Annotated in this window: 12 protein-coding genes; 5 read left to right on the top strand and 7 right to left on the bottom strand. The window is 60.9% G+C overall.

Annotated elements, in window-relative coordinates; all coding sequences use genetic code 11:
* Positions 1-96: 96 nt before the first annotated feature.
* Positions 97-402, top strand: coding sequence for a hypothetical protein (locus tag LGH74_RS06540; RefSeq protein WP_226173540.1), 306 nt, complete (start codon positions 97-99; stop codon positions 400-402).
* Between the two features lie 112 nt (positions 403-514).
* Here the strand turns inward: LGH74_RS06540 and LGH74_RS06535 are convergent, their stop codons facing one another.
* Both LGH74_RS06535 and LGH74_RS06530 read right to left on the bottom strand, forming a co-directional pair.
* Complete coding sequence (locus LGH74_RS06535) at positions 515-1,051, bottom strand: SgcJ/EcaC family oxidoreductase (RefSeq protein ID WP_226173539.1); 537 nt, start codon at positions 1,049-1,051, stop codon at positions 515-517.
* A gap of 91 nt (positions 1,052-1,142) precedes the next feature.
* Positions 1,143-1,967 (bottom strand): helix-turn-helix domain-containing protein, encoded by an 825-nt coding sequence (locus LGH74_RS06530; protein WP_226173532.1) that lies wholly within the window; start codon positions 1,965-1,967, stop codon positions 1,143-1,145.
* Between the two features lie 141 nt (positions 1,968-2,108).
* Between LGH74_RS06530 and LGH74_RS06525 the strand changes: the two genes are divergently transcribed.
* Both LGH74_RS06525 and gloA2 read left to right on the top strand, forming a co-directional pair.
* Positions 2,109-2,822: a DUF421 domain-containing protein gene (locus LGH74_RS06525; RefSeq protein WP_226173530.1), complete on the top strand. Its 714-nt coding sequence runs from the start codon at positions 2,109-2,111 to the stop codon at positions 2,820-2,822.
* Positions 2,823-2,874: 52 nt separating this feature from the next.
* Positions 2,875-3,264 carry an SMU1112c/YaeR family gloxylase I-like metalloprotein gene (gene gloA2, locus LGH74_RS06520; RefSeq protein ID WP_226173529.1) on the top strand — a complete coding sequence of 130 codons (390 nt, stop codon included), beginning with the start codon at positions 2,875-2,877 and terminating at the stop codon, positions 3,262-3,264.
* A 41-nt stretch (positions 3,265-3,305) separates the two neighbouring features.
* Here gloA2 and LGH74_RS06515 read toward each other — a convergent pair whose 3' ends face one another.
* Both LGH74_RS06515 and LGH74_RS06510 read right to left on the bottom strand, forming a co-directional pair.
* The gene (locus LGH74_RS06515; protein WP_226173527.1) at positions 3,306-3,944 is read right to left on the bottom strand and encodes a hypothetical protein; all 639 of its coding nucleotides are present in this window, start codon (positions 3,942-3,944) and stop codon (positions 3,306-3,308) included.
* 124 nt (positions 3,945-4,068) lie between these two features.
* On the bottom strand, positions 4,069-4,776 hold the full coding sequence (locus tag LGH74_RS06510; RefSeq protein WP_226173525.1) for a hypothetical protein: 708 nt from the start codon (positions 4,774-4,776) through the stop codon (positions 4,069-4,071).
* Positions 4,777-4,895: 119 nt separating this feature from the next.
* Here LGH74_RS06510 and serA point away from each other — a divergent pair, with 119 nt between their 5' ends.
* Positions 4,896-6,797 carry a phosphoglycerate dehydrogenase gene (gene serA / locus LGH74_RS06505; protein ID WP_226173523.1) on the top strand — a complete coding sequence of 634 codons (1,902 nt, stop codon included), beginning with the start codon at positions 4,896-4,898 and terminating at the stop codon, positions 6,795-6,797.
* 263 nt (positions 6,798-7,060) lie between these two features.
* Here serA and LGH74_RS06500 read toward each other — a convergent pair whose 3' ends face one another.
* From LGH74_RS06500 to LGH74_RS06490, 3 genes are all read right to left on the bottom strand, one after another.
* Positions 7,061-8,806: a PA14 domain-containing protein gene (locus LGH74_RS06500; RefSeq protein ID WP_226173521.1), complete on the bottom strand. Its 1,746-nt coding sequence runs from the start codon at positions 8,804-8,806 to the stop codon at positions 7,061-7,063.
* 299 nt (positions 8,807-9,105) lie between these two features.
* Entirely contained in the window at positions 9,106-10,956 is a 1,851-nt protein-coding gene (locus LGH74_RS06495; RefSeq protein WP_226173519.1) for an FG-GAP-like repeat-containing protein, read from the bottom strand.
* Positions 10,957-11,222: 266 nt separating this feature from the next.
* A complete protein-coding gene (locus LGH74_RS06490; protein ID WP_226173517.1) occupies positions 11,223-12,575 on the bottom strand; it encodes a D-alanyl-D-alanine carboxypeptidase/D-alanyl-D-alanine-endopeptidase in 1,353 nt (450 codons plus the stop codon).
* A gap of 261 nt (positions 12,576-12,836) precedes the next feature.
* Between LGH74_RS06490 and pyrG the strand changes: the two genes are divergently transcribed.
* The gene (pyrG, locus tag LGH74_RS06485; RefSeq protein WP_226173515.1) at positions 12,837-14,483 is read left to right on the top strand and encodes a CTP synthase; all 1,647 of its coding nucleotides are present in this window, start codon (positions 12,837-12,839) and stop codon (positions 14,481-14,483) included.
* Positions 14,484-14,707: the final 224 nt, after the last annotated feature.

Genomic DNA, 14,707 nt, shown 5'->3' with positions numbered 1-14,707 from the left:
ACCCAAGCAACCCTTTTCCGTTGAGCTTCGTTAGAGGCAACTCGAAAGCGGCTTTCCCACCAAGCCCGCTTATGGTTCAACGAAACTATTGCTCCCATGAAGAAGCTCCTTGTTTTCGCCGCCTTGTTCGCCACGGGTGCATATTCGGCCCAGGCTCAGTCGAGCACGACTACCACCACGAAGCAAACCACCGTGACGCCTGCTACCCCGGCTACCCCCGCCACGCCGGCTGCTGCACCCGTTATGGCCGCTCCTGCCACTACCACCGTCGAGTCGACGACCACGACGGTAGACCCGGCCACTACCACCACGGTAGTACAGAGCCCACCGGCGTCAACCATCCCCAATGATGCAAAGGTGAAGGACAAACGCAAAAAGACTAAAATCAAGCCGAAAGACTAAGTTCTGACTTGTTCTTTCGACGAGTAAAAAGCCCGGCCGCAACTATCTGCGGCCGGGCTTTTTACTGTTTATTAAAACCCGGCCAACACCGGACTTCACCTATTGGCGCTACTTACTTAGCCGCCATTTTCACGGGGTTATTAGCCGCCGCCCGCGCGTCTACCACAGTATTATGACCGGCCGTCAGCAGCCACTTGCCTTGGCGTTTCACCAGTACCAGCGTTACTAAGTCCTGGTCGTCGCCCATTTTGTTGGTGCCCCGGTTCACGCCGTCGGGCGGGTAGTAGGCCCCCACGCTGCAGTACTGGTTGGCCACTACCACATCCGGCGTGATGGCGCGCAGGGTGAGGGCTCCGGGCTTGAATGTAACACCTTTGAAAATTGCGTCGAAAATGGCCTGGTGAGCCTGCTGCACCTGCGGGCGGCCCTGCCACCACATACCCACAATGTTTACCCAGCTCACGTCGTCGGTGGTGTAGGTGGCCATATCGGCGAACTGGTGAGCGTTCCAATTGGTCATCATACGGCTTACGAGGGTGCGCACGGCGGCCTCATCAGCCGCGGGCAAGGGCGGGGCGGCTGTGGTTTGGGCCACACTAAGCTGGGAGGCCAGCAGGCCGGCCAGGCTGAAGAGCAAGAGCTTTTTCATAGCGGAGAAAGGAGGTTGGTGATAGGGCAAACCTACCCTGCCGGGCCCCGCTCCTGGTAGTAAAAAACCGACATAATAAGCCGGATACGCTTCACGGGCGGGCTAAAGCAGCGTAGGCCGTTTCAGCCGCCAGCAGCACGGGTGGCGTCACGCCGGCAAACTCCTTGAAGTCGCGCACCAGATGCCGGTAATCGTAGTAGCCACAGCGCACGGCCACGCTCAGCCAGTCGAGCTCGGGGTGCTGTTCTTTCAGCCGAAAAGCCTGGTCGAAGCGCACGATGCGGGCGTAGAGCTTGGGCGCCAGGCCGACTCGCTCGAAAAAATGCCGTTCAAACTGCCGGGCACTCAGGCAGGCATCGGCGGCCAGCGCGTCGAGCGAATCGGAGGCGCGACCCGCCGACAGCAGCAGCGGCAGCAGCCGGTCAACGGGCCGCATGGGCCGCTGCACCCGCCGCAGAGCCCGCAGCAAGTAGTTTTCTAGTAGTTCCAGCATCGTGGAGTAGCTGGTGGTTTCGGCCAGTCGGTCTTCCACTTCCGCCACAGCGGGCCCCAGCAACGCGCGGGCTTCCACCGAAAAGTCGAGCAGTTCCTTTACCGGCACGCCCAGCAGCCGGTGCAGCCCGCCCGGCCAGAACGCCGCGCACACCACGAGGTGGTCGGGGGCAAAATGCAGGTCGATGCGCGACACCTGCGGCCCCACCACAATGCTGCGTGGCAACAGCAGGTCCCGATTCTCGCCGTAATGAAACATGCGCATGGCATCCCGCGGGTAAAAGTACAGGCACTGCTGCGGGGCAGGCGGCATGGGTTTCACGGCCCGGTGCAGCTGCCGTTGGTCGTGGCGGGTGTGCAGCAGAAAATAGTACTGCACAAAAGGGCGCAGCGGCTCGGCGGGCAAAACAAAGCGGACGACCATCTTCTATAAGGCTTTGATATACAGGAAATCTAATAAAACTACGTAAAGCAGCATGCCTTCAACTGCGGCATCGTGCTGCGGCCAATAAGCTGAACACTAGCGCCCCAAACTGCGTTAGCAACAGCAACTATACCCCGGCCTATGCTGCTTGCTGCTGATATTCAACCCTTCGACTGGCAGCGCGTGCTGTTTTCGGAAGACGCTCCGCCCCTGTTTCTGCTGGAAGTGGCCCTGCGCTGCGTCGTTACCTATCTGATGATTATTGGGGCCCTGCGCGTAACGGGCCGGCGCGGGGTTCGGCAGCTGTCCATCTTCGAGCTGAGCATCATTTTGGCCCTGGGCTCGGCCGCCGGCGACGCCATGCTCTACGACGATACGCCGCTGCTGCACGCGGCCGTGGTGTTTGCGGTGGTATCGGGCATGTATCTGCTTTTCAACTGGCTTACCGAGAAATTCCCCAAGTTCTCCGACTGGCTCGAAGGCAAGCCCGTGCTGCTGGTCGAGGACGGTCGGATTTGTATTGAGCAGTTTCGACAGCAGAACCTGACCCAGAAAGAACTGTTTGGGGAGTTGCGCCAGATGCAGGTAGAGCACCTGGGCCAGGTGCGCCGGGCCTACATCGAAGCCACCGGCGACATCAGCATCTACTTTTTTTCTGATGAGGACGTGCGCCCCGGCTTGCCTATCTGGCCCGAGCGGCTGGAGCAGCTGCACCGCCGCGTGCCGGAAGCCGACCACTATGCCTGCTGCACCTGCGGCCAGGTGCAGGAGCTGCCCAAAGGCGGCGTAGCCCAGTGCCCGGTGTGCCAGGACGACCAGTGGATTCCGGCCGGCGACGAAAAGCGGATAAGCTAAATTTCGTTGCTTTGCCCGGCCCTTCGTCGGGGTTTGTTTCTTTCCGCCGCCTATGCTTCCGCTGCTGCACGTTCACCACATTGCCATCATTGCCTCCAACTACACCGTGTCGAAACACTTCTACACCGAAGTGCTCGGCCTAGGCATTATCCGGGAAGTGTACCGTGCCGAGCGAGACTCCTATAAGCTGGACCTGGCGCTGCACGGGCACTACGTCATCGAGCTGTTTTCTTTCCCTGGCCCACCACCGCGCCCCACGCATCCCGAAGCCGCCGGCCTGCGCCACCTGGCTTTCGCCGTCTCCGACCTGGATGCCGCCGTGGTCTGGCTCATGCAGCACGCGGTGGCTTCGGAGCCCATCCGCACCGATGAGTTTACGGGCCGCCGCTTCACTTTTGTTCAGGACCCCGATGGGCTGCCAGTAGAGTTCTACGAAAGCTGAGTTTCTGTACGAAAAAACAAGCTCTTCATCGCGCAGGCTCTCTACTCAATAAGCAGCTTACAGTAGCTGTAGCGGCGGCTGGCGGGAAGCTCCTGGCCGGTGGCCGAGTAGTTTGCCCGCTTGAGGTAAAGCAGCGTGGGCGAGGCCCAGAAAATTTCTTCCGGCTCCCAGGCAGTGGGCCGAAGTTCCCAGGTGGACTGCAGCACCCCGTTTTTAAGCTGAAACAGCTGCACAATATTCGGCTGGCCACCACTGTACTCAAGCCCCTGGCAGATACTGACGAGGCGGTTCTGGTCGGGGGCATATAAGGGCTTGCCCCACAGCGTGAGGCGGCGGCCGTCGGGCCCGATGAGCAGCCACTGGGTGGTTTCGTAGTAGGCAGCCTCCACTAGGTGCCGCTTGAAGTGCGATAGGTAGCCGTGGTAAGTGTAAATGGTGGTTTCACCTTCGGAGTGGCCCTGGTTTACCTCCGCTTCGCCAACAATCATATCCTGCAACACGACGGGCCCGGTGCTGGTCGGAATGCTGAGGCGGCGGCCCTGCTTGCGCACCGGAAACGTGACAACCGTGCGGCCCGGCCGCGCCGCCTTGCGGGCCTGCTGGTATTCGGCGGCCGTTACCTGCTGCACCACCACGCCGCCGGCCGTGGCAACAAGCGGCGCGGCAGTACTCAGCAGCAACACAAGCAAAAGGCGGAAACAGGCAGACACGAATCAGGACAGGCAACAGGTGATAGACAAGCTAAGATACAGTCGCTACGGCTATTTATTGACATAACCAGCCGACGCCGAAATCCTCCATTGGCTACAGCTCCAGCAACCGGAACCCCAGGCCCACCCGAAAAACCTGCGTGTACGCTTCTCCCGTGCTGCCCAGCTCACTTCTGCGGTAGTTGGTCAGCCCATAGGAATAGCCCACCGACAGGGAAGTGCGCTGGTGGTGAGCCGTCAGGTTGGCCCGGAAGCGGATATCTACTTCGGGATGGTCGTGGCCACGGCTGCTGGTGTAGCGGGCTCCGGTAGGGCTTAGCGCCTCCCCTTTCTCCTCGCTGTGCAGCAGCAGCCCCATTTCCGGGCCCGCCGTCAGGTCCAACGCCACGCCAGGCAGCTCGAAACGGTGGCCCCCAAACGGATGCACGCTGACAAAGGAGTTGGTAAGGATACTTTTGCCATCCGTGGCAATGACCTGATTGGACCGGTTAACCACGCTAACAATCTGCACGCGGCTACGCAATACCTCATAGCCGGCCTGCACACCCACCAGGTTTTCACCTTCGGTGAGGCGCTGGGCCTGCCCCGCCACCCCGTAGGAAAAGGCAGGTCGGGAGCCGTAGATGTTGTTGGTATACGGTCCTTCCCCCATCATGGGGGCAATAATAAAGGAGCTACCGGCAGCCGAGGAGCCCCGGAAACTGGCCGCACCCGAAGTGAGGTGAAACGAAACCTCCGTCTGCTGGCCGTAGCTGAGGTGGGCGGCCAGGGCACCAAGGAAAAATAGCGTACACTTCTTCATAACAACTACTGAGGGCTAAGGTATTTTGAGGATGAGCCACCAAGCTGAGCAAAGGTTGTAAACTTCCGGCAAGAATTTTCCCAGCCCGAATGGCTTTTGTGCCCGATATTACCGCCACTATGCCCAAACCGAACACCCCGTTGCCCTACCTCATCATCGACTTCGACAGTACCTTCACCCAGGTGGAAGGTCTCGATGAGTTGGCCGATATTGCCTTGCAGGGCCACCCCGACCGCGAAAAAGTAGTCGGCGACATCCGGGCCCTCACCGACCGGGGCATGAGCGGCAGCCTGAGCTTCTCGGAGTCGTTGAAGCAGCGGCTGGCCCTGCTGCCGGCTCGGCGCGAGCATTTGCCGCTGCTGGTGCAGCAGCTCAAGGGCAAGGTGTCGGAGAGTATCGTGCGCAACCGGGGCTTCTTCGAGCAGTTTCCGGGCCGCATCTACATCGTGAGCAGCGGCTTCCGCGAGTTTATCGAGCCCGTCGTAGCCGACTTCGGCATCGACGCCGACCATGTGCTGGCCAACACCTTCACCTTCGACGAGACGGGCCGCATCACCGGCTTCGACCCCAACAACGTGCTGAGCCGCGACGGGGGCAAGATTCTGCAGCTGCGGGAGCTGGATCTGAGCGGCGACGTGTACGTGCTCGGCGACGGCTACACCGACTACCAGATTCGCGAGGCAGGCCTGGCCAACCGCTTTTACGCCTTTACCGAAAACGTGAGCCGCGCCGCCGTAGTGGCCCGCGCCGATGAAGTTCTTCCCTCTTTCGACGAGTTTCTCTACCAGAATAAGCTACCCATGACCCTGAGCTACCCCAAAAACCGCATCAAAGTATTGCTGCTCGAAAACCCCGACGTGCGGGCCGCCGAGCTGTTCCGGGCCGAAGGCTACCAAGTGGATACCGTGCCCGGTGGCCTCGACGAAGACGAGCTGATGGAGCGCATCGAGGGCGTGAGCATCCTGGGCATCCGGAGCAAAACCCAGGTAACGGCCCGGGTGCTGGAAAAAGCCAACCGCCTGATTGCCATCGGCGCCTTCTGCATCGGCACCAACCAGATTGACCTCCCCGAAGCCATGAAGCGCGGCGTGGCCGTGTTTAATGCCCCGTTCAGCAACACCCGCTCGGTGGTGGAGCTGGCTTTGGGCGAAATCATCGTGCTGGCCCGCCGCATTCCGGAGAAAAACCCCAAGATGCACCTGGGCGAGTGGGATAAGTCGGCGAAGGGCGCGTTTGAAATCCGGGGCAAGAAGCTCGGCATCGTGGGCTACGGCAACATCGGCAGCCAGCTTTCGGTGGTGGCCGAGGCCGTAGGAATGCAGGTGCTCTACTACGACGTGGCCGAAAAGCTGCAGCTGGGCAACGCCGTGCGCTGCCGCACCCTGGAAGAGCTGCTCCAGCAGGCCGACGTCGTCACGTTGCACATCGACGGCCGGCGGGAAAACGAGAACTTCATCGGGGCCCGCGAACTGGCCTTGATGAAGCCCGGCGCCTTGTTCCTCAACAACGCCCGTGGCCACGTAGTAGATGTGCCGGCCCTGGCCGCCGCCCTGCGCAGCGGCCACCTCGGCGGCGCGGCCGTGGATGTGTTTCCCTACGAGCCCAAAACCAACAGCGAAAGTTTCGAAAACGAACTGCGCGGCCTGCCCAACGTGCTGCTCACGCCCCACATCGGCGGTAGCACGGCCGAGGCCCAGCGCAACATTGCCGAGTTTGTGCCGGAGCGCATCATGCAGTACGTAAATACCGGCAACACCCAGCAGAGCGTCAACTTCCCCAACATTCAGCTGCCCATTCAGCAAGCCCACCGCCTCATCCACATTCACGCCAACGTGCCCGGCGTGCTGGCCCGCATCAACAACGTGTTGGCCGAGCACCACGTCAACATCCTGGGCCAGTACCTGAAAACCAACGAGCACATCGGCTACGTCATCACCGATATCAACCAGGAATACGACCAGGAAGTAATTCAGGCCCTGCGCGAGGTAGAGCACACAATTAAGTTTCGGGTACTGTATTAAGCCAAGCAGAAAAAGCAAGAAGAATGAACGTCATGCTGAGCCTGTCGAAGCATCTCTACCGCCAAAGCAATCTGATTACCAGTGCAGTAGAGATGCTTCAACAGGCTCGACATGACTGTTCCATTAGTGGTGAAAAACGTTCCAGATAAGACAACACATCAGCCCTCATCAGCTCTACCTTTGTCTAGGTAGTCACCACACAAACACAAAACGGGCGGCCCCATCTGGAGCCGCCCGTTTGTATTCAGTCACATCAAAAATGCTTAGTTGCCGTTCGGGTTGGCCGCCGCGTCCGGAATTACCGCCTTCGGGCTGCGCAGCTGCAATGATTCGCGGGTTGTGACGGTGCCTACGGTCATGCGCAGGTTGTAGTCGCCGGTGGGCAGGCCAGTGAAGTCCAGAGTTTGGTGGTGGGTTCCGGCGGGCTGCTTGCGGTAGTCGGATACGCGCACCGGGGCGCCGCTCTGGTTGTAGAGCACCCAGCCCATCGGCATTTCCTCGGGCAGCTCGTAGCGTAGCTGCACCACGCCGTTGCTGGGGTTGGGGTAGAGGCTCATTTTGTGGGCTCCTATACCAGCCCGGTTGCCGGCCATAGCCACGGGAGTCGGCTCCTGGGCTTGCACCGGTTGTAATTTCCACATCTGGTTTTCGCGGCCGTTGTCACGCCACTGCTTTATTTCGCCAGCGGCGGCATCAGCCGAGTCGCGGGCCGTCAAAGCTTTTTTGCTGTGCTTGGCCACCAGCTTATAGTAGCCTTCCTGCTCGGCCGGCTCGATGCGCCATACCTGGTTGTTGCCGCTGTAGTAGGGCCACAAATCCAGGTCGGCGCCGTTGGAGGTAGAGCTGCCCAGCACTTCCAGCACGCGGTTGTTGCCGGGCACCACGAGGCGGTAGTACCCGTCGCTCAGGCTTTCGATGCGCCACTGCGGGGCTGTGCTGCGGGCCGCGGCCGGCGTGCCTGGTACTGCGGCGGCACCCACGGCCTCGGGCTGGTAGGCGTGGGTATTGGGCCGATAGGGGTCTACCACTTCCAGAGGCTTGCCGGTGGTGCGCGAGGTCAGCACGTATACGCCGGGCGCAATGGGCGGCGGATTTTCCTTATTGGCTTTGGCTGTTTCTGCTGCCGCTTTGGCCGCTGCTTTATCGGCTTTCACTTTAGCTTCGGCTACGGCCTTGGCTTCGGCTTTGGCCTTGGCATCGGCTACGGCCTGGGCTTTGGCTTCGACAGCAGCGGCGGCCTTGGCGGCTCTGGCGGCCTTGGCTTCCTCGGTTTCGGCGGCGGGCACTTTGGCTACGGGCTTAGCCGGCGCGGCGGCTTTGGCTACGGCCGGCTTAGGTTCCGGCTTCACGGGCGCTTTGGCCGGGGCGGGCTTGGGCGTGGGCTTCACGGCCGCTTTGGCCACTACGGGTGGGGTGGAGCCCGGCGGGTCGGGGGTGGTAGGCGAGCCGAGCGGATACAGACTGCTGCTGGGTATCAGCTGAGGGCTTTGACCGGGCGGGGCCCACATCAGCTGAAACTGGGCGTCGCCTTCGCCTTCGGCAAACTCAATCTTGATGGTGGTTTTCTCGCCGGCCGCCAACCCAACGCCACTGCTCTGGGCACCGCTTTTGCTGCCGTTGAAGGTGTCGATAATCTTTTTACCGTTTACCCACACCCGTACTTCGTCGTTGGTTTTGGCCACGAAACGGTAGCTGCCCGTGGAGGCTGCCGCTACCAAGCCTTCCCAGCGGGCCGAGAAATTGTCGTTGGGTAGGCCCGGGCCGGGTGAGCCCTGCCCCCAGTTGAAGTCGATGGCCGGATCGACGCGGCGCAGTACCGTAGCCCCGGCCAGTGAGCCACTGGCGAAGTAGCTGCCCGTGAGGCCAGTACCGGCATTTTGCACCGGCAGGGCCACCGGCGCCAGACCAGTAGGGCCGGTACGCGGAGAAGTAGCGGCGGCGGGAAGTGCCAGGGTAGTTGCACCAGCACTAAGACCGGCCACCAGCGAGTAGAGGAGCAAGCAACGCACAGCAGAAAAATTTAAGGTGATACCAGGTAGAAAACCAACAGAACGACTCATCGGACTATTAGTCAATAGTGAATGCAGGCCTGAATCTACCGATTATCGCCCATCCATCCCAGCACAACCGTAGTTGACGCTGATTTTCAACGCATTATTATAACAGACACTTTACCTCCGGCTTGTCGTTCCCTAACCGCCGCTATTGTGGCAACCTCAATTTGTACTACTCCGAAACGGCGGCGCCTGCTCGTGCTGCCCCGTAAAGAAGCAGCATGAGCAGGCGGCCGTTGGGTGGTAGCGCGGAACTAGCGGCGGCTTACGCGCTGCATCGTCGTGCCACTGGCAGTGGTCAGGCGTACAATGTATAAGCCGGGCGTCAAAGCGGGCAGGTTGGTGAGCTGCTGGGGCACGGCGCTCAGCTGCAGCTGACCAGCGTACAATACTTGGCCGGTGAGCGTAGCCAGCTCCAGATGGGCAGCCTGCGGTTCCGAGCCGGCGGGCAGCACCACGTACAGGCTTTCCGTAAAGGGGTTCGGATAAGCCGAAGCCGTTTGGGAGCGGGTCGAGGCAGCCGAAGCAGTGGTCCGGGTCAGCGTCACGACCGGCGAGTAGGCCGTGGTGCCATCCTGGTCTACCTGCCGCAGACGGTAATAAAGCGTCGTGCTGGTTTGCGTATTGGCTGTCGCATCCAAGTAGCTGTAGGCGTGAGCAGCATTGGTAGTGCCGGCTGCGGTCAGGGTGCTGATGTCGGCAAACGTGCGGCCGTCGGCAGAACGCTCTACCACGAAAGCGGCACTATGCAACTCCGAGGCCGTAACCCAGCGCAAAGTGGCGCCGGCCGTAGCGAGCTGGCCGGTGAAGGAGGTAAGTACCACCGGGAGCGGCGTGGCCGTGCTGGCCGACTGCTCGTAGCGCTGAATGTCGCCGGAGGCCAAGTTGAAGTTACCCAGCAGCAGATCCATCAGGCCGTCGTTGTCCACATCGGCCATCAGCGGGGCCGCATACTGGCCGGCGCCCAGGGCAATGCCGTTGAAGCTGCCCGTGCCCACCCGGTCGAAGGTGGCAGCCCCAACGCTGCTTTGCACATACTGCAACACATTGCCGGCCGCATTACCGATGAGCAGGTCGAGCAGCCCGTCGCCGTCGATGTCGAGTACCTGCGCCTTCGATACGTCACCACCGTCGATGGCCAAGCCGCCCGAGGTTTTCAGCGTGCCCAAGTCGTTAAAGTTGGCGGTGGTATTGGCACCGGCCACTTTCTGCTCGTAGCGCCGGATGAAACCATCGTTGGCGCCTACCAGAATATCAAGCAGGCCGTCGTTGTCCAGATCAACTACCGTGGGGCGGGCGTAGTAGCGGTTGGCCGGAGTCGTCGCGTCGGGGTTGGCAAACAGAGTGATGGGCGGGCCAAAGTTGTTGGGATACAGCGTCGAATTCTGCTCGTAGAGGCGGATAGTGCCGCCGGTTTCGCCCACCAGCATATCCAGCAGGCCATCACCGTCGAGGTCGGTTAGCCAGGGCTTGGCGTAGTTGGCCACGGTAATGGCGGGGTTGGTGGCCCCACTGGCCGCCGCGCCTACCGTGAGGGTACGTGGAGTAGTGGTGGCACTGCTGCCGAACGTACCGTCGGTGAGGCTGGTTTGCTCGAAGCGGCGCAAGGTGCCGCCGTTGGTATTGTTGGCTCCGTCGCCGTAGCCCACAATCATATCCAGCAGGCCGTCATCGTCGAGGTCGGCAATGGTAGGGGTCGAGTAGTCGCCTAGGTTGCCGGCGCCGGTAGCCGTACCGCTGGCCGGGTAGCTAAACGAGGTGGACTGGCGCGTTACCCGGAACCCCTTGTCTGACAACACGGTACCCGTGCCCGTAGTAACGCGCAGCAGGCCGGTGCTGGCCGAGGCGGGCACCTTTACGGTAATGGTGCCGGCTACGGCGTTGGTAGCCGTGATGCGCATCGTTTCCCCGTTGATCTGCACGGCCGTGGCCGTGGTCAGGCTGGTGCCGGTGATGGTAAGGCTGCTGCCCACCGTGCCGTAGGTAGGCGAAAAGCTGGTGATGGTTTGGGCCGAGGCAGCCAGCGGGGCCAGCAGAGCGAAACCAGCCAGCGCGAGTTGACGCGCTTTGGAAGAGGCAACGGGAAGGGCGGAGAAGTGCAGCATACAACCGGGGAATATATCGGCTGCCACCAGCCGAATCCTGAAAAGAGGTGAAGTAGTTTGGCGCCGTTTACCGGTGTCGGTAAGTGGCTTACAATCGGGTCAAAACCTGCTTTCCAGCTTCTAACCACTGATTATGAATCAAAACTACTGTCGGGTTTTTCGGGCCCGGCCTCTCTTTGGCGAATGCGGCGTTCTGCTATCTGAAGGAGTGAAAAGACGATGCGAAGGAATTTTGCGGACCTGTTTCCGCTAACCCGGGCGGCCCGTTACATCTTTTCCCTTACCTGGGCCAGAATCCGCTCCATTTCCTTGCGCACGGCGCTGGTTTCTACTACGTGGTGGTTGTTCATAAAGCTCACGGCCAGCAGGCGGCCCTTGCGGGTGCGCAAGTAGCCACTCAGGTTGTGCACGTTGGTGAGCGTACCCGTTTTGCCCCAGAACCAGGTGCCGCGGGCATCGTGGTAGCCGCGCCGCAGCGTGCCGTGCCCGCCACCGGCCGCTAATAAGCTCAGCAGGCGCGGCTCGGGCACTTCCTGGTGCAGCTTAAAGAGCAGCGCCGTCAGGTCGCGGGGGGTGGCCAGGTTCAGGCGCGACAGGCCCGAGCCATCCACCCAGCGTGGGGCGTCGGGAAGGTCCTGCAGCCACTGCCGGCGCACCGCCCGAATGGCACGGCCGGTATCCAGTGAGTCGGGCCCCAGCTGACTGGAACACATCAGCAGCAGCTGCTCGGCCAGAAAATTGTCGCTCACCTGCAGCATGCGCCGGTAGAGCGAATCGACGGGCAGGCCGCGCAGCGTGTACACACTATCCTGGGGCCGCAGCGCCCAGGGCAGCGCCTGCACCGGGCGGCGCAGCGTATCCTGGAGCAGCTTGAGCAGCACCTCGGGACTGGTGCGAAAAGGCGTTTCGTCGATCCAGCTTTTGGTGAAAGGCAGCACGTAAAAGCGGTTTTCGAGTACCGAGCGTCGCACGTGGTCGGTGCTGGCAAAGCTGGGAGGCGCGGGCTCCACGAGGGCCGTGAAAATGCGGGGTGCTACGTGCAGGGGCTGGTTGGCTTTGGCATAGAAGCGCACCGTGTGGCCATACACCGGAAAAGGCCCCCGCTCGGGCGAGAAGTAGTAGTTGTAGTCATCCCAGCTCCAGCCCGGACCGAAGGCCTCAACGCAGGGAATAGGCGCATAAAACAGTTTTTCGGGCCGGCTCTGCAGAAAACCAAAGGCCCGGCGCGATGGTACGTCGCCGTGCAGCAGCGTCGGGTCGCCGGTTCCCCAGAACAGCAGCGAGTCGTGGCGCACCACGTAGCGCAGGCTGGGCAGCGAGTCGCCGAGCAGGTGCAGGCCGGCATACAGACTAAAGAGCTTCATGGTGCTGGCCGGGGTGAAATACTGCTCACTGTTGAGCTCGTAGAGCTGCTCGCCGGTAGCGGCATCGGTGATGCAAACGCCTACGTGGTGCTGGCGCAGAATAGGCGAAGTGGTAATGAGCCGGTTGAGCCAGTGCGGACCTTTGCCCCGGCGCAGCGCCGCTTCGGGCGTGTCGTCGTCGTCGCCGCTGGCGGGCAAAGCGGCGGCGGCCAGACTACAGAAAATCAGCAGCAACAAGGTGTGGAGGTAGCGCATGGCAGAGGCATTTGGGGCGCGCAATATGCAGCCTGAATCAGCAATTGCAATACTTGTCAGATATAATTTATAAATAGCATTTTATATACAAATAGTTAAAGTAATAATTTAATTAAAACCAGGCTTTTTAAGGCCGCAATTGCCAACAATTCGCCGCCCCATAAACCGGCGCCGCCGCCCCTCCTACCCTACCGTTACGGGCGCAAGATTCTCAGATAAGCGCCGGCCGGCCCACATATTTGAGTAGCTTTGCGTCCTGTTATGCCAGACAGAACCCCTACTCCCGCGACTACCGCCAAGTACATTTTCGTTACCGGCGGCGTGACTTCCTCCCTGGGTAAAGGCATCATTGCCGCCTCCCTCGCCAAACTTTTGCAGGCCCGAGGCTTCCGGGTCACCATCCAGAAGTTTGACCCCTACATCAACATCGACCCTGGTACGCTGAACCCGTACGAGCACGGCGAATGCTACGTGACCGATGACGGGGCCGAAACTGACCTCGACCTGGGCCACTACGAGCGGTTTCTGAACGTGCCGACCTCGCAGGCCAACAACGTGACGACCGGCCGCATCTACGACCACGTCATCCGGCAGGAGCGCGAGGGTGCCTACCTCGGCAAAACCGTGCAGGTGGTACCCCATATTACTGACGAAATCAAGCGCCGGATGCTGATGCTGGGTGAGCGGGGCGAATTTGATATCGTCATTACCGAAATCGGGGGCTGCATCGGCGACATTGAGAGCCTGCCCTTCGTAGAGGCCGTGCGCCAGCTGCGCTGGGAGCTGCCGCCGAACGACTCGGTGGTCATCCACCTCACGCTGCTGCCCTACCTGGCCGCGGCCGGCGAGCTGAAAACCAAGCCCACCCAGCACTCGGTGCGCGACCTGCGCGAGGCCGGCCTGCAGCCCGACATCCTGGTGTGCCGCTCCGAACACCCCATTCCGATGGAGATGCGCAAGAAGATTGCGCTGTTCTGCAACGTGAAAATCAACTCGGTCATCGAGGCCCTCGATGCCGACAGCATCTACTCCGTGCCCCTGCTCATGCTCAAGGAGCACCTCGACGAGCGGGTTATCAAGAAGATGCGCCTGACCGGTGGCAGCGCCGCGCCCGACCTCGAAATCTGGAAGGACTTTTTGGGCCGGCTCAAGAACCCGACCGAGGAAATCACCATTGCCCTGGTCGGCAAGTACGTAGAACTGCCCGACGCCTACAAGTCTATCAATGAGGCCTTCGTGCACGCCGGCGCTTTGAACGAGTGCAAGGTGACGGTACGCAGCATTCAGAGCGACAATATCACGCCCGAAAATATTGCCCAGCTGCTACATGGCGTAGATGGCGTGCTGGTAGCACCGGGCTTTGGCGAGCGGGGCTTCGAGGGCAAGATTACGGCCATCAAGTACGTGCGCGAAAACCGGATTCCGTTCTTCGGCATCTGCCTGGGTATGCAGTGCGCGGTGGTCGAGTTTGCCCGCAACGTGCTGCAGCTCGAAGGCGCCAGCTCGACGGAAATGGACCCGGTTTCGCCCTTCCCCGTCATTTCAATGATGGAAGAGCAGAAGAAAATAACGCAGAAGGGCGGCACCATGCGCCTGGGTGCCTATGGCTGCGAGCTGCGCAAAGGCTCGAAGGCCGCCAAAGCCTACGGCCGCAACCACATCAGTGAGCGGCACCGGCACCGTTACGAGTTCAACAACGACTTTTTGCAGCAGTTCGAGCAGGCCGGCATGATTCCCTCGGGCCTCAACCCCGATACCGGCCTGGTGGAAGTCATTGAGCTGCAGAACCACCCGTGGTTTGTGGCCGGGCAGTTTCACCCCGAGCTGAAAAGCACGGTCCAGAACCCGCACCCGCTGTTCGTGCGCTTTGTGAAAGCCGCCATTCAGCACCACAAGAACGAGTTTTAGCCTGAAGCCTGTCATGGCGAGTATTCTGCGCTTCGAGCACAGACGCGGCCATTCGTCCTCTACAAAGGTAGTCCCATCCTTTACCTAGAAAGCCCTTTCCCGTTGCTACGGGAAAGGGCTTTCTTTTGGGCGCGTCGCGCCAGATTGGTGCTATGTTGTTCAAACACCGGGGCTTCGTGATGCAAGAGTGGGGCCTAGGGCGCGCAGAAGAAGGATTGCCACGC

The sequence above is a fragment of the Hymenobacter lucidus genome (assembly GCF_020447265.1).
GTDB lineage: Bacteria > Bacteroidota > Bacteroidia > Cytophagales > Hymenobacteraceae > Hymenobacter > Hymenobacter lucidus.
Note: the sequence above shows the minus strand (reverse complement) of the source record. Positions and strands in the feature narration are given on the sequence as shown.